Origin of the sequence: Bacillus spongiae (assembly GCF_037120725.1) — a bacterium.
Classification (GTDB): Bacteria; Bacillota; Bacilli; order Bacillales; family Bacillaceae_K; genus Bacillus_CI; species Bacillus_CI spongiae.
Genome location: NZ_JBBAXC010000001.1, coordinates 242811 through 259038, shown reverse-complemented (window position 1 = coordinate 259038; position 16228 = coordinate 242811). Strand labels below are relative to the sequence as shown.

At 35.5% G+C, this 16228-nt stretch carries 14 protein-coding genes and 2 pseudogenes; 1 reads left to right on the top strand and 15 read right to left on the bottom strand.

Annotation, left to right across the window (positions count from 1 at the left end; all coding sequences use genetic code 11):
• Positions 1-218 precede the first annotated feature (218 nt).
• The 13 genes and pseudogenes from WAK64_RS01195 to WAK64_RS01135 form a co-directional block, all read right to left on the bottom strand.
• On the bottom strand, positions 219-926 hold the full coding sequence (locus WAK64_RS01195) for a nitroreductase family protein (protein ID WP_336585094.1): 708 nt from the start codon (positions 924-926) through the stop codon (positions 219-221).
• A 508-nt stretch (positions 927-1434) separates the two neighbouring features.
• Positions 1435-1863, bottom strand: coding sequence for an RrF2 family transcriptional regulator (locus tag WAK64_RS01190; RefSeq protein WP_336585093.1), 429 nt, complete (start codon positions 1861-1863; stop codon positions 1435-1437).
• A gap of 231 nt (positions 1864-2094) precedes the next feature.
• Positions 2095-2898 carry a septum site-determining protein MinD gene (gene minD, locus WAK64_RS01185; RefSeq protein WP_336585092.1) on the bottom strand — a complete coding sequence of 268 codons (804 nt, stop codon included), beginning with the start codon at positions 2896-2898 and terminating at the stop codon, positions 2095-2097.
• Position 2899: 1 nt separating this feature from the next.
• Positions 2900-3577 (bottom strand): septum site-determining protein MinC, encoded by a 678-nt coding sequence (gene minC / locus WAK64_RS01180; RefSeq protein ID WP_336585091.1) that lies wholly within the window; start codon positions 3575-3577, stop codon positions 2900-2902.
• Positions 3578-3655: 78 nt separating this feature from the next.
• Positions 3656-4174, bottom strand: coding sequence for a rod shape-determining protein MreD (gene mreD / locus WAK64_RS01175; RefSeq protein WP_336585090.1), 519 nt, complete (start codon positions 4172-4174; stop codon positions 3656-3658).
• Positions 4171-5181, bottom strand: a complete 1011-nt coding sequence (gene mreC, locus WAK64_RS01170; protein WP_336585089.1) for a rod shape-determining protein MreC — start codon at positions 5179-5181, stop codon at positions 4171-4173. The genes mreD and mreC overlap by 4 nt, the downstream gene beginning before the upstream one ends.
• 18 nt (positions 5182-5199) lie before the next feature.
• Positions 5200-6228 carry a rod shape-determining protein gene (locus WAK64_RS01165; protein ID WP_336585088.1) on the bottom strand — a complete coding sequence of 343 codons (1029 nt, stop codon included), beginning with the start codon at positions 6226-6228 and terminating at the stop codon, positions 5200-5202.
• 130 nt (positions 6229-6358) lie between these two features.
• Positions 6359-6499: pseudogene (locus WAK64_RS01160) on the bottom strand (JAB domain-containing protein); the annotation flags it as partial.
• A gap of 265 nt (positions 6500-6764) precedes the next feature.
• A complete protein-coding gene (locus WAK64_RS01155; protein ID WP_336585087.1) occupies positions 6765-8111 on the bottom strand; it encodes a reverse transcriptase/maturase family protein in 1347 nt (448 codons plus the stop codon).
• A gap of 549 nt (positions 8112-8660) precedes the next feature.
• Positions 8661-9206, bottom strand: a pseudogene (radC, locus tag WAK64_RS01150) (RadC family protein); the annotation flags it as partial.
• 28 nt (positions 9207-9234) lie between these two features.
• Positions 9235-9804: a Maf family protein gene (locus WAK64_RS01145; protein WP_336585086.1), complete on the bottom strand. Its 570-nt coding sequence runs from the start codon at positions 9802-9804 to the stop codon at positions 9235-9237.
• A 145-nt stretch (positions 9805-9949) separates the two neighbouring features.
• Entirely contained in the window at positions 9950-10906 is a 957-nt protein-coding gene (locus WAK64_RS01140) for a hypothetical protein (protein WP_336585085.1), read from the bottom strand.
• 539 nt (positions 10907-11445) lie between these two features.
• Positions 11446-12189, bottom strand: coding sequence for a prepilin peptidase (locus WAK64_RS01135; RefSeq protein WP_336585084.1), 744 nt, complete (start codon positions 12187-12189; stop codon positions 11446-11448).
• A gap of 1183 nt (positions 12190-13372) precedes the next feature.
• Here WAK64_RS01135 and WAK64_RS01130 point away from each other — a divergent pair.
• Positions 13373-14227, top strand: a complete 855-nt coding sequence (locus tag WAK64_RS01130) for an SDR family oxidoreductase (RefSeq protein WP_336585083.1) — start codon at positions 13373-13375, stop codon at positions 14225-14227.
• A 134-nt stretch (positions 14228-14361) separates the two neighbouring features.
• Here the strand turns inward: WAK64_RS01130 and WAK64_RS01125 are convergent, their stop codons facing one another.
• Both WAK64_RS01125 and WAK64_RS01120 read right to left on the bottom strand, forming a co-directional pair.
• Positions 14362-15069, bottom strand: coding sequence for a hypothetical protein (locus WAK64_RS01125; RefSeq protein ID WP_336585082.1), 708 nt, complete (start codon positions 15067-15069; stop codon positions 14362-14364).
• Positions 15070-15139: 70 nt separating this feature from the next.
• On the bottom strand, positions 15140-16000 hold the full coding sequence (locus WAK64_RS01120) for an ABC transporter ATP-binding protein (protein WP_336585081.1): 861 nt from the start codon (positions 15998-16000) through the stop codon (positions 15140-15142).
• Between the last annotated feature and the right edge of the window lie 228 nt (positions 16001-16228).

Here is a 16228-nt window from a genome sequence, read left to right as displayed (position 1 = left end):
AAATAGGTAATTAAAATATAGGATTAGCAACTGTCTCTATAATCATAAATGTACTTCTATTAGTTCTTACTAAAAAAAGAAAAGCCCTATTATCCATTCATTTATATTATCTACAGATTACATGATATAACTAAGTGTATTTTTTCCACACAAATAAAGGCGCTCTCCTTTGAAGGAGAGCGCCACCATTCTTACTATTTATATAATAAATCTTACTATTAAAATTTATTCCACTCTAAAATATCATCGAGAGGTAAGCGTGTTTTAGGGAACCCTGCTTTTGCGCCTTTTCCTAGTGAAATAAGCATGACAGGCTCAAGATTTTCTGGAACATTAAACGCTTCTATAAATTTATCTTCCTCATACCCTCCCATTGGCACTGTATCATAGCCTTTTGCTTTAGCAGCAAGCATGAGTTGCATGGCAACAAGTCCGCCGTCAATCATAGCGATTTTTGACAAACGCTCAGCAGGAAATGTTCCATAATTTTGAAGGATACTATTTACATACATATCCTTGATTTCATCAGTCATTAAGCCATTTTTTACTAATTCGCTATAAATGCGTTCTGCATTTTTATAAGCTTGAATATCTCCAAGAACTGCGATAACAACAGAAGCATCAACTATTTGTTGCTGATTGTTCGCGATTGGGAGTAATCTTTCCTTTTCGGCCTGGTCTTGAATAACTAAAAAACGCCATGGTTGAAGATTGGAAGAAGATGGTGCTTGGGTTGCGACTTCTAAAATATCTCGAATTTCACTTTCTTCGATTTTAAACGAAGGGTCATATTGGCGAACTGATCTTCTTTCCTTTGCCACTGTAAAAAATTCAATATCATCTAATTCTTTTGGTTTCTCTGTCGTTGTATCAAGTTCTTTTACTTTATTTAAATATTCTTCATTACTCATTGCTTTATTTGACAATTTTCTTCTCTCCTTAAAACTGTGATTTTTTCATGAACAGTATAACGCTAAAACTGTTCTTAAGTCAAGAACAGTTACTTGTAAAAAAAACTAATTGTTACGATTTGATTAAACATAGGATTTTTTCAAAAGATATAATGGGGACACTCAATCTTTTTATTCATTTATCCTCTTTAGGTTTGAATAGGTTACCTAACTAATTATTTAAGAATTCACATAAAACAAGGCCCATCTTAAACTCAACAAATTATAACAAAAAATAGAGAAAGAATTGGTCTCGTGTAGTTATTCGAGAGGGTTAGAAGGAGACTCACTAAATCGTGAAGCGCAAAAATTTTATTAGAAGTATACGAGGAAACCCGTCTTATCGACTTGGAAAAAATGCAATGTATTTATGTCTGAATGGTAAATGATAGATGGGGAATTCACCACTTTTTGAACCTATTAGGGGACGCCCATTAGTTAGGTGTCCCCCTGTTTTTTAATCTATTTTTGAAGATATAGTATTCTATTTTAATGTCGTTTTTTCAACAAGTAAATCAGCAATGGTTTTTTGCTCTAACCCTTGCACTATCCAGCTTTCCATTTCGTCCCTTAATTCAAATAATGCCACTCTTGTTGAAGGAGCAAAGCACTCTTTACTACTCACATCCAGAAATCCTTTTGGGAAAAGTTCCGCTTTCATTGCATCATATACTTCTGCAAGTGTAATATCTGCTGGCTCTTTCATTAGAGAATATCCACCATCTCTTCCCTCTTTTGCTTGAATTAAACCTGCTTTTACTAAATGCGTTAATATTTTTCTTAAAAAGGCTGATTTATAGTCGAGCTTTTCTGCAATTTTTCCACTAGGACATAGCCCTTCATTTTCTGCCAGAACTATTAAAGATTGCAGTGCCATTCCAAACCACCTTGTACTTAAAACTTTATCAGTCATCTCTTGTCACCTCTTTATCCAAGTTTATTTTGAGTGATTCAGTATTAAAAGTAAAGTGGCAATTACTCAATTACATGGTCACGCGTGAAAAAAATATTTCCATTTCATTTTAAAAAAACTGTAAAGTGCTATTTAAACTCAACTAGTTTACCATTAAATATTCATGTCTTTTCATACATATATACATAAATAACCCCCGCTTCAAGCTTAAGAAACGGGGGGTGTTTGATGTTATACTTTAGCACCAAAAAACTTTTTTATTTTGGTGAATACACCAGCTTTATTTAATTCTAAAGACTGCAAAGGCACTGATTCACCAAGAATGCGGCGTGCAATGTTACGATAGGCGATTGACGCTTTACTGTTAGGGTCCATCGCAATCGGTTCACCTTTATTAGATGATTTGATTACACCATCATCATCAGCCACAATACCAATTAAATCGATTGAAAGATGGTTCGTAATCTCATCTACATCGAGTATATCACCTGTTTCAATCATATGAGTTCGAATTCGATTAATGACTAATTTTGGTGATTCAATTTCTTCTTTTTCTAATAGCCCTATAATTCGATCTGCATCTCTAACTGCTGAAATTTCCGGCGTTGTTACAACAATTGCTCTGTCAGCACCTACAACTGCATTTTTGTAACCTTGCTCAATCCCTGCTGGGCAATCAATAATGACATAATCATACTCTTGCTTTAGCCCTTCGACCAGTGTTTTCATTTGATCAGGAGAAACAGCTGTCTTGTCGCTTGTTTGAGCAGCAGGAAGCAGATATAACCTTTCATCAAAACGCTTATCTTTTACAAGTGCTTGATGAATTTTACAACGACCTTCCACCACATCTACTAGGTCATAAATAATACGATTTTCTAAACCCATCACAACATCTAAATTTCTTAAACCAATGTCCGTGTCGACTAGACAGACTTTTTTCCCTTGCAACGCTAATGCCGTCCCAACATTAGCAGTTGTAGTCGTCTTGCCGACACCACCTTTTCCAGATGTAATGACAATCGCTTCACCCATGTTAACGCCCCCCTTTAAAACTAGTAATCTCTGGTCTAATATGTTTTAATACTTGAAGACGATCGATGATAATTTGATCGCTTTGATCTATGTAAGCACATTCCATCTCATGTCCTTCTTCATCTAAGTAGTCAGGTGCTCGATTTAAACAATCAGCTATCCTCAACTGGGCAGGAATCATTTTTGAAGCCACGATTACACTATCTTGATTTCCTTTATACCCAGCATGGGCAATTCCCTTTAATGCCCCCATAACAAATATATTGCCCGATGCCAATATTGTTCCTCCTGGATTAACATCGCCTATCAATAGTAAATCTCCTGGAACCTCCACTATTTGTCCAGAGCGGACAATTCCTACAATCGAGGTAATTTCTTCTTCCTCTTTCGCCTTTTGAACTTCTTCCTTTGTAAGGACATTACTCGTCACTTCGCCAACTACCAACTTTCTCTTTTTGCGGACGATATCCTTTAATTCCTCTTGCTGTTCTTTAGTTACATAACGATTACCTGTTTGAATATTAACAGATATTAACGGAGCAGACTCATTATCATGATAATGAGCCGAAAGTTTCATATCTAGTTCTTTTTTTAACTCTTCAAAAGAGCATAAATCATTTAAGTGCAGTGTTAATCCATCTTTAGTTCCTTTTATCATAACATTTTGTTTTTTTTTCATGACGCAAAATTCACCTCAGTCGTCTTTTAATTCGACAAATGCAAATGAAATTCCTCTTTTATCAATAAAAATACTCTCTTACTCATTGTTCATGTGTTTTTTCACTTTAAATAGAAGAACTTTCGTTGGATAACTAAACACTAATAATGCAGCAGCATTGACCAATAAAGTTGGAAATAGTCGCCATTCAATAAACTGGTTAACGGTAAAACCTGTTTTTTGAAGAAGTAAATAAAGGAAGAACACAGCAAACTCCGTCATTGTCATTGCCAATAAACTAACAGCTGACGAAACAAAAACATTTGCATTAACCACCCTCATAATCTGAATGACCAAAAAAACCATGATAGGAAATAAATATAAATAAACTCCGAAAATCCCGGTGTAATACAAATCAAATAATAGGCCAAAAATAACCGCATAAATAAGTGCTGTCTTTTTCCCTAAATAAATCCCTATAAAACATAGAAGCAGCAATAAGAAATGAGGAACAACTATAGTGTGCTTTCCAAATAATTCTGGTGGAAATAACATAACAAATATACTTTCACTATAAAAAACCAAGGTCACAACGATTGGTAGAAGAAACTTCATCATTCTTCTATCTCCTCCAAGTCTGGACCTACAATTTTTCTTTTAACAACAAAAACATGCTCCAATTCATAAAAGTCAGCTGCTGGTTTTATATAGGCTGTCTTCGTGAGGCCATGCTCTCCAATAATAACCTCTGATATTTCACCTATAAGTAACCCTTTCGGGAATACACCACCTAAACCTGATGTTATCACCAGCTGTCCCTTTTCTAGTTCTCTATCATAAGGAATATTTTTAAGTGAAAGCCTCGTCATTTGCTTTTCCTCATCAAATCCATCTACTACACCATAAATATTTTCACCCGTGCTCGCTGAAGCTTCCGTATCTTCTCGTTCGCCCGCATTTTCTTGCTCGCTCACATCGCCTGATTCACCTGCTTCTTCTTGCTCATTCACATCTCCTGGTTCATCTACACCTTCTTGCTCTTCTGTTTCAATTGGGGCGCCTTGGACCAGTGCGTGTACGCGATTTGATATGCTAGAAGACGTTAATAGTTCAACAGTAGAAGAGAAAGTATTAACATCCTTTACTTTTCCTATCAACCCTTGCGACGTGCGAATAGCCATGTTTTTTTCTATCCCATGTTCCGACCCCTTATCAATGGTTATTATCTCTTCCCATTGGTCAGGGTTTCGCTTTACTACAGTTGCATGGACGGAATCATATTCTCTAAGATTCTCTTGAATATTTAATATTCTTCGAAGTTCTTCATTCTCGTCTACTTTATCTTTTAAATCGGTTTCTAATGAAGCTAATTCCTCTAACCGAGCTTTCAGCTTTTGATTTTCCTTATACGTATTTTGAAGCTCCTTCGCATCTTCAAAGAAGCCCGCTACATAGGAAGCGGGCTTCGAAACAATCATTTGTCCAAAACCAACAATATCTTTTACAAACTGCTCAGGCCAAGGAATGTTTTCCCGGTCCCTTAAAGAAAATCCAATTAATGCCACAAGTAGAATTATACTAGCAAGTAGCATGATCAAGCGCTTATTACGAAAAAACGGTGGCACGATGATTACACCTCAATTTTATGATTTAGCTGAACCTTTTGATCTTTTTTTGATTAAATCAAAATGATCCAGTGCTTTTCCTGTCCCAATAGCTACACAATCTAGTGGATCTTCAGCAATCATCACTGGCATATGTGTTTCCTTTGAGATAACTTTGTCCAAATTACGGAGTAATGCCCCACCACCTGTTAGGACAATTCCGCGATCCATTATATCAGCAGCTAGCTCAGGTGGCGTCTTTTCAAGTGTGTTTTTAACCGCCTCTACAATAGCATACACGGTATCATTCAGAGCCTTTGCAATTTCCTCCGACGTTATGTCCATTGTTTTAGGAAGACCTGTTAGCAAATCACGACCACGAATCTGCATATTCTCGATTCCTTCCGGCAGCCCAGCTGATCCTATTTCCATTTTAATCGCTTCTGCAGTCCGTTCACCAATCATCAAATTATAGGTTTTTCGAATATAATTTGTAATGGCATCATCCATTTTATCACCAGCAACTCGAATGGATTGGCTTTCAACGATTCCTTCTAGCGAAATAATCGCTACTTCTGTCGTTCCACCACCTATATCGACAACCATGCTTCCCGTCGGCTCCCACACTGGAAGGTTAGCGCCAATCGCCGCAGCAAATGGTTCTTCAATCGTTTCTGCTTCTCGTGCACCTGCTTGTTTTGTTGCATCTAAAACAGCTCTCTTTTCAACAGGTGTAATTCCAGTAGGAACACAAACGATAACATTCGGCTTTCCAGCAAATAAACCTTGATTCCTAGTTGCTTGCTTTATATAGTACTTCATCATTGCTGCAGTTGTATCATAATCAGCAATAACCCCTTCTTTCATCGGGCGACGGGCCACAATGTTTCCAGGCGTACGACCAATCATATTTTTTGCATCATTTCCTACCGCTAATATACCTTTTGAATCTTTTTCAATTGCCACAACTGAAGGTTCACGGACAACAACCCCCTTGCCTTTTACGTATACAAGAGTATTGGCAGTCCCTAAATCAATTCCTAAGTCTCTAGTTCCGAATCCAAACATTCGTTGTATCTCCCTTTCTGATACGAATTATATTAAGGTCGTTCGTTTAATTGTGTAACGTTGATAACTATTGTGAATGTCGAAAAATCATAAATCTCATTATAGCGTAACAAGGATTAAAATCATAGTATCATAAATACCCTTTTTCCTTTAAGCTTACGAAATTTTTTTCTCCAATAATTAAATGGTCGAGTATTTCAATCCCTATTATTTTACCACATTCGACTAAACGCTTTGTCACTTCTATATCTTCACGACTAGGAGTAGGGTCGTAGGGTAGAGAATATGCGCCTTGAATGATCGCTCAAACAGGTTTCATAGACTCCCCCTCAGAACCGTACGTACACCTTTCAGCGTATACGGCTCGCCAGTTGATTATTCAGATGCTTTCTTCTCAATAAATTTCAATACCATTAAAACGAAAAATATCAGCTTATTCTTATATTTGGAAGATCATCCATCTGACTACTTTTTTACTACATATTTTACTTTAATTTCCCAAAGGCCCTTTCACTTATTGATTGTCATCACTCATTTCACTTCCTACCTTGAAGGTCATTAAGTTTCACAAAAAAAGAAAGTTGTTCATTACCTTGTTTATCTTTCCCCAAAATACTTAAGTATCCTTGTTTCGGTTTCCGCATACTTAAGATAACTTTTTTAAAGGTACTCTTACGTTTATTGGCAATGGTTTTAATAAAACTACTTTGAGCTAAATTAAATAATTTTTCAAGGTGTTGATAATTATTTGCTAGCATATAGTAATTCGCAATCCCTCTAAGCTCTCTGTTATAAGTAGTCAAAATGTCTACCTCCGAATGGTTCATTAAATTCGCTCGATGTACAAATGTAAAGTCATTTAAGTTTCCATACCCATGATTTACGGCAAACGCTTTTATTTTCCTTTTGGGAATTTCCAATACAATAGGATTTCGGAGCTGATTGCGGAAATTAACATTATTCTTTTCTCTTTTCCTTCTGCGAAATTGGTATCCAAGAAAAGGAACTGGTTTTTCTAGATGGGTAATGATTGCCCTATCCGTTCTTAATTGCAGGCGAAGTTCCTTTTTAAGGAAACAAGAAATTTCTTCTTTTACCCATAATGCACATTTCTTCGACCCTGAAATGCCTATAACAAAGTCATCAACATATCGGATAAACTTTATCTTTTGATACTTTTGACCTACCCGATTACAGTTGGAAAATTTTATTTGCTTGTCTATAAACGAATCAAATTCATGAAGATAGATATTAGCTAGTATTGGAGAGATGTTTCCTACTTGTGATGTACCACTATCATTCCAATTCTCTATAACTCCACAAGTAAGGGCATTGTGAATCAGGAGTAGAAAACGACGGTCATTTATTTTTTTTGAGATTAGATAGATTAACATAGAGTGATCAAACAATCCTTTGATTTTGCCCTCAATACACCACGTTACCATTGTCCAAGTCTTTTGGATTTGAGATAACGCTGTATGATTATCTCTACCTTCTCGGAAGCCATGTGAATTATTTGAGAATGTTGGTTCAAATACACTTTCTAATATCATTCTCATCACTTCTTGTACTAACCTATTTTTCTGTTCAGAGAAAAATACATCCTTCTTTCGCACATTAGTTCTAACTCTTTCTCCTGTTACAAAGCGAAACCTCTCCGTTTTTAGATGGTTAATGATTTCATTTATATCCTGCATGCCACTGCTATCGATTCTTTCTTCTGGCTCTCCCTTGGATAATTTCTCTGCATTCGGGGATAGCTTTGCGTATGCTTTCATCCACAACTCTTTTTTATACATAAGACGATAACAATCCGTAATGGTATATCCTTTTTGAGAAGCTTTCCTTATAACGGCCAACTGTTGAAATGGATTTGATGCCATAATCATGACTCCTTTCTCGTTGACGTTAAAACCAACCTGTCTCCCTTCCCCTTGCTATACTCATTACAAGCAAACGTAGAGTACTATGAAGACTCCGTTACCATATGCAATTTTCAGAGACCTTTGTCTAATAGCCTATTGGCTCTTGCACTTAGGCAATCCCTGCATTATGACATAATTTTAGATATGTGATGATTAGGTACCCTTTTCGACGGTTTTCTCAAACAGAGAATTGGTGGACATACCTTACTATGGGCAGGAAGCGACAATACCGTCTCCCATTATGTCCTCATTGCCTATTAGCTATCGTAGGCAACGGCGTCCCCATCACCCATTCGCCTAGGATTCAAGCAGTGTAGCTTTTACCATCCATCACTTGGTCTGAAGAACTGACTCGACGGTAGATAGCTTTGTCGTCTTTTCTCCTTTTCACATCATGCTCTTTTCCCTTCATTAGATTTCTCCTAAAGGTAAGATGCTGACCATAGAACATCGTAAGGAGTTCTAGATTTATGAAAATCACTAAAATTACACACCGTACAGGCGCACACCGCTAGGGTGATTATGAATACAAATAATAGAAGCAGCTGATCTTCTGAAAGCTTCCTTATAGATTTCTCTAGGATGTACAATAGAAGTATTCAAACTTCCGATGAAAATGGTTTGCTTATGGAGGACTTGATTCTTCGTATTTAAATATAGGCAAACAAAATGCTCCTGTGAAAGGAATCGCATTTCATTCATTACATAGTTAGCCCCATCTTTAGGTGAACGAATAACATAGCGGTCCCCATACATTACATTACTAACTCTTCGACCAATTTCTACAGCCGCCAATATTTGAATTGCTTTTGCTGAACCTATTCCTTTGATGGATGTAATTTCTTCTAAAGAAGCATCCTTTAACATTCTCAAGCCATCAAAGCTTTTTAATAACTCGTTCGCAAGCTCAATCGCGGATCCGTCTTTCGTTCCAGTCCGCAATACGATGGCAAATAATTCTTGGTTTGATAAACTAGCAGCTCCACTCGATCTTAATCTCTCCCGAGGCCTTTCATCTTGAGGGACATCTCGAATCATTAATTTCGGTGACATTACTTTCCTCCTACGCTCACTTTAAGAGTTACCTGATGGCGCCTATCTCCTTTAATGTGCGATAGAGTTTTGATATGGGAAGTCCTACAACAGAAAAATAATCCCCTTCTATTTTTTTGACAAAAACAGCACCTAAACCTTGAATTCCATAGCTTCCTGCTTTATCAAAAGGTTCTCCACTTTCGATATAACGGAGGATTTCATCATCAGTTAGCTCATTAAAAGTGACGATTGTTTTTTCGAAAAAATTTTTTTCGATTTGATTCTCTTGAACAGATACGCCCGTTAACACTTCATGCACTTTTCCAGATAACGATTTTAATGTTGAAAAGGCTTCATCTTTACTTTTAGGTTTCCCTAAGATTATTCCTTCAGATACAACCATCGTATCTGCACCAATCACAACAGAGGCAGGATACTGTTGACTGATTGCTTTCGCTTTCTTCGCTGCTAAATAAACAACCGCTCTTTCTGGTGAAAACTTGTCTGGGATTAATTCTTCTACATTGCTCGTATAGATGGAGAATGGCAATTGAAGTTGATTTAGTAGATCTTTTCTACGAGGAGAACTTGAAGCAAGTATGAGAGGTTTATTCACAATAATTCACCTAACTTTCGTATAGTTGAGAGGGAGATACACTCACATCCTAACAAATATTTACTTAATTAACAATTACCAATACAAAAAACAGGTAGAAAAATTTCTACCTGCCTGCCTCATTCCATTTATTTATAACACTTGATTATAGTTCATTTAATAGCTTGTAGAAATTTAAGAGGTGTTGTTGAAGCAACAAGTAATCTGATTGTTTATTTGAAGAAATAAACGCCTCTAAAGCAACCATTGTATCGCCTAATTCTTTTTGTAAATTGGCTATAATTGGGGACGTGACTGTTGTGCTCTCTATTGTTTTTAATCGCTCCTTTAAGGAGGACACAATCGTTGTGTCACTACTACTATTTCCTTCTGATTTAACAAGTGCAAGTATTTCATTAAAGATTGTATTTGCTTCTCCTAAAAAACCTACTTCTTCTTGCGTAACTGAAACCGCTTTTCCGTTTATTGTTAACGCCTTCTTGAACGTTTCTACATTTTTCTCCTCATAATATTTATCTAAGTCTATTAAACTATTAGCTTTCTCACCAATTCCTACTAACACTAAATATTTATTATCTTGTTCAATCATGATTGACGGATACCCCTTTTGAACATTTGAACTGACCATTTGATTCGCTTGATCCTCAGTAGTAAAAGCACCACCTTGGATAACTTGAAAGGTTTGTTCATTCAAATTATAAGTATCACTTGATGCTTGGGATAGCGTAGCATCCTTTAATGGAACACCATCGGTATTTCCACCTTCATTTTCAACAACTTTTAGCAAAAGTATTCCTAAAAAAAGCCCAACAACAACCGCCGTAATAATTGGCATTAACACTTTTAGCCAACCTTTATTATTGGGAGTAAAAGAGCGCCGAATTCGGTTATTATTCCCTTTTATATAGTGAATTTTATTATAAGCTGGTGGGGATTTTTTTGTTTTTGAGCTGAATTCCTTTGAGTCAGTTAATTCATCCGTCTCCTCTGCCGCAGCGGTTTGCTGTTGGGTAGACTGCCAATTATGAACAGGAAGGTTTTCTTTGTACGATTTATCTTTCCCATTGATTTTTATCGTCATTTTTTTGTTTTTCGATTGCATCTCTTTCCCCCTCCCCTGATTGTCTTCATGCTACCATATCGAAAATAAAAAGGGACAAGACTTTTGTCGTCTTGTCCATAAAGCGTTCGTCAATTTTCACCCTATTTTCTTATCATCTAACACTGAAATCTTACTAATAGTTGCACTGGCCTTTATACCACCTACAACTTATCTATAAAACAATTTCTATTTGATTTCCTATTGAGCTCCCATTAAATTGGAAAGAATATAATGGAATACAAATGTACTTAAAGAAGAGATACTTAAAAAAAATACACCGAGTGAAAGTAGTTTATTTACTGATTTTTGAAAAAGAAAGAATGCTGATACACAAATTCCAATTAAAGAACAGATACCCCAGAACAGATTTAAATTGAATTGCAAATTAATCAAAAAATTTACTAGGAAAAATAAATTAACTAACAGCAATAGAGATAAAATTATGTTCTTCAAATTAACACCCTTTTCTATATTACTAAATAATAACAAATGAAAGTAATAGACACCTTAGTCATACATTTAACATATAGGCTGTAATTCTAGTAAGGAAACACCCATGATATGATTATTTCGTGGTAAAAGTATGAAAGGAGCGTACCGACAGCTATAAATGGGCCAAATGGGATTGGTTTTCCTTTCTGAAACACACCGGCCCTTAACCCAATCATTCCACCCACCGCTCCAAGAAGTGTAGCAAGGATAAATGAAAGCAGGACGATTTTCATTCCAAGAGCAAATCCTAACAGCGCAAAAAGCTTAATATCCCCGCCGCCCATTCCTCCCTTACTAACGACGCCTATAGTAAGGAGTAACGCGAAAGCAACCGTTCCCCCAATGATCGAGTCATACCACGGTATTAAAGGAATGAATAGTCTTTCAACAAGAAATAGGGCGAAAAAAAATAACAGAACCTTATTGGGAATAAGCATATACAAAATATCAGAAACTGTAATGATCACTAATAAAGATACAAGTGTTAAACCAATAATGGCTTCTAAACTAAATCCCTTGTGTATAAGAACGAGCGTAAATAAAATGCCTGTCAAGAGTTCCGTAATCATGTAAAGAGAGGAGATGTTTGATTTACATTGTCGACACTTTCCTCTAAGAAGGATATAAGAAATGATTGGAATTAATTCCCATATCACTAACTTATGACCGCAGTTCTCGCAGGAAGATCGTGGCTTGGCTATAGATTTTTTCATCGGAACACGCCAACCTACGACGTTATAGAAAGAGCCAAGAAGGACACCGTACAGAAAAATCATTACTTGAAGCATCATATTGTTTTGTACCTTAAATTTCTATATAAATTCAACATTGTATCATTTTCCCCATACAAGAATTGTTCCAACTCATACATCCATTCTCATTTCCCCAAGAGAATATATTTATCAACCTTAAATAACCAGCATCTCTTCCTAGTTTGTTTAGCATTAAACCCCTCCCTTATTTCAATATAATAATGGTCAAGCCTACTTTAACTGAATTATTCTCCAATAGATACAAGTTTCATCTAATAATAAATATTGCTCCTACATTAGAATAGAAGCTTGGCGATAAGGATCATTCAACTTGTGACGCTATCATTGCAATGATTTAAAAAACTTGGTAAAACACTCAAAATTCCATGTTGCCTAGCTTTTCTTATACAAGTCGACACTTTCGTGAGATGGTAATAAATAATACTCACTTTCCTCACCTTCCATTATTTTTCTTATCAAGACTTGTCCACTTTCTTAAGAAACATTCATTTAGACGAGGACTATAGATGACTTGATTGGTCTCTTTTCTTGTGGGTTGTTTAGTGATTTTGGAGGCGGTCTTTTCCACATGATGAAAGTTACTATTCTTTCATATGAATGACTATAAAAAAAGTATACAAAAAGAGGAGATATTCTATGATGCAGATTAGCCGGTTTACTTGTCAAATTTGTAGCTGAACTTTTTTCAAAATTAATTGTAACATGTAACCTTGTAGTATAAAACGATTACAATTTAGATTTAAACATAGAGGCTTAACCTTTTGTAATACCCTAAAGATACTAGTAGCTTTTTAGAGAAAGATAATCGCATTACATAAAAATATTTAATTCACCAACAATTGAAGGTAGATTTACTCTTTTATTAAAAATAATTCTCTATATCCGTTTGACTTAGAGTTAACTCTAATATTTATAATCAAATTGAAAGAAAATAAAAATCGAAAGGCGTGTGGTATAGCAATAACAAACCGGTAAAGGATGAGTTGTTAACGTCGCTGATTAATTTCCACAATGAAGGTAAGAATAAATAAGCGAAAATCATCTTTATTAAAAAAGTTAAATACAAGTAGGTTTTTGGAAAAAGCATTTGATTCAAGAGGATAGGTAGCTACATTCAATAGGATTGATCTATCATTCACCAAATGCAAACGTAGGAATTGGAGTACCTATTACACTTTATTATAAGAAAGAAGGATGAACAATGGAAAAACAAATTGCAGTCATTACAGGAACGTCGACAGGCCTTGGCCTTGCACTTACAGAGAAATTAGCCAGCAACGGCTGGAAGGTCTATGCGACTATGAGAAATTTAGAAAAAGGACAATCTATTCGCGCTTTGCAGCAATCAGGATTGAATATTGAATTATTGCCATTAGATGTACAGTCACAAGACTCAGTTGATCATGCCATTCAAACAATCATCAAACAAGAAGGACAAATTGACTTATTCGTGAATAATGCTGGAATTGGTTATATTAAAACAACAGAACAATCTACTGAAGAAGAGTACATTAATGTATTTGATATTAATACTTTTGGCGCCATTCGCTGTACAAAAGCTGTACTCCCCTACATGCGTGAGAGAAAACAAGGAAGAGTTGTAGCGATTTCTTCAGTAGGCGGTTTAGTAGGACAACCATTAAATGAAATCTATTGTGCGACGAAATTTGCTTTGGAAGGTTACTATGAGAGCCTTGCTACTTATATTACTCCATACTTTGGCGTAGAGTTTATGATGGTTGAGCCAGGTGGAATCTCCTCCGAATTCGCAAATAGCGTTCTTGCAGGTATAGCTAGTAACGGTGGCTTTGAAAAGGATGATTTCGAACAGATTGTTAATGATTATATGGGTTCAAGAACAGATAGACCAGAAAATATATATCAAACCCCTTCCGAAGTGGCAGAAGTCGTCTTCACTCAACTCAATACAAATCCCCTCCCTCTTCGGACTAGGACTTCTGAGTGGTCAGAACGATTTTGTCAATATAAAACCAAAAAAGACCCAACTGGTTTGCTTCAAACAAAAGCTGTTGTCAGAGAAATGTTGGGGAAATAACAAATTATTAGGGAAAGCTTCCGTAACTGGTAGCTTTCTCTCACTCATGATGTAAGGGCGTTACACTAGTAGGGCTCATTCTAGTGTATAACTTTCTTCCATTACATATATGCATTTGTGGAAATGAAAAGCGATTAAGTTACAATTCGTTTGGAAAGCTTCAAAAATAAAAATAATAGTAAAAAGGAGTATATTAGGATCCAGATAAAAGGAAATAAAGGGAGATCTAAGATGCTTTCACCAGTCCAATTTATTAAGGGTGTTTGCGTGTAGACTGCAGGTGGAATGACCCAAACGATGTTTTTAAAAATTATGGGTAAATCCTCGTAGATTCTCAGAGCAGCTATTGAAACGATAATAGTAATTGCCAATCCGCCATAATAATTTATAGGACTATTCATTATTCTTTTACTGAAAAAGCTAGCAACACTAATCCCTAATGTTGCCAATAGAATGTGATGAACGAACAGTACAATTCCTTCGGGAAAGGATATCACTTCATTAAACATATCAAAAACAATAGGATATAGAAATGCATAAACAGAAAGAACAAGAGAAATAAGCCATACTGTTATAAGTTTAGATATATAATAGCGATTGCTGCTTTTAATGTGTAGGACCAATAATTGTTTTTGCACAATGGAATCAAGAGATAAAATACTGACGCATAGCCAAGAGGAGATAATATACAAAAATATGGATGTAACAGCATAACTATCAATAATCGGGTTCGGCGTATATGTATAAAAAATAGAAATTAAGATTAGAAAAGTAGATATGGGTGGAAAATATTTATGAGAACGTAAATAATCCTGTAAACTATATTTAATAAGATCTTTCAAGGTAAACACTCCTTATATAACATAAAAAAGTACATAAAAGTATGTAAATACTAGACATTATTGAATTGAATTAGGCTTCCTTTATTTTTTCTAATTCGAACTCTCCCAAATCTATCGTTGATACCGTTTCTATACTTCCTTGAAATGTAAGAACTCTTGTTAGTATCGTATCGCTGTGCTTAACATGGACGTAAAGTAACATCTTATTATCTATTTGTGTCATGTGCAGTACCTCTTCCCATTGTTTAACATAGGAATAATCTAGTTGTGTGACTTCTAATAGCTTAATGGGTTCTCTTTTCATAGAACTTATTAGAGAAAGAATGCCACCTTCTAAACAGTACGACTTTTCTACAATATCCTCAAATATAGTCGTTTCATGATAAGTGAGCAATACAGTAGTTCCTTGCTCTTTCATTTCCTTTAAAACTTTCAATAATTCTTCTTGGGCCTGCAAATCTAATCCGGAAATAGGTTCATCCATTATTAGAAGATCGTTTTTTTGTATCATAGCTTGAATAATGCTTACCTTTTGGATGTTTCCTTTCGAAAGCTCTGCTATTCTATGATTATTCACTTCATCAAGCTGAAAGCGATGTAATAAATATGGAATTTTTTTTTTCAAGTATTCTGCTGATTCTCCACTAATTTTCCCCATATAAAATAAATATTCACTTGGTGTAAAACGAAGATGTTTTGGAAACCTGTCAGATACATATCCGATTCTTATATGTTGTTTTGTATACATCACATGTCCTGAACTAGGTCGTTCTAATCCTGCTATTATTCGTAATATGGTACTTTTCCCAGTACCATTCCCTCCTAATATTGCTATAATTTGACTCTCCTCTATGGTAAAAGTAATATCTCGAAGAACATGGTTTTTCGAATATATTTTACTAATACCCTTAAGTTCCACTAGTTTACCCATGAAATCCCCTTTCTTGGTATATCAATACGATTATTTTACTGGTCCTTAAGCATTTAGCATGTACGTGCGCCTCATGAGTTACTTACTTGGTTACGACGAGATGTATCCAATATAATAAGAAAATTAATCATTCAACTTTTCACTCTTCATTCAATAGTACCAACCTTTTGGAAACTTTAATTTCAAAAAAATGTTTCAATAGTCATTAATGAAATTATAAAAATTATA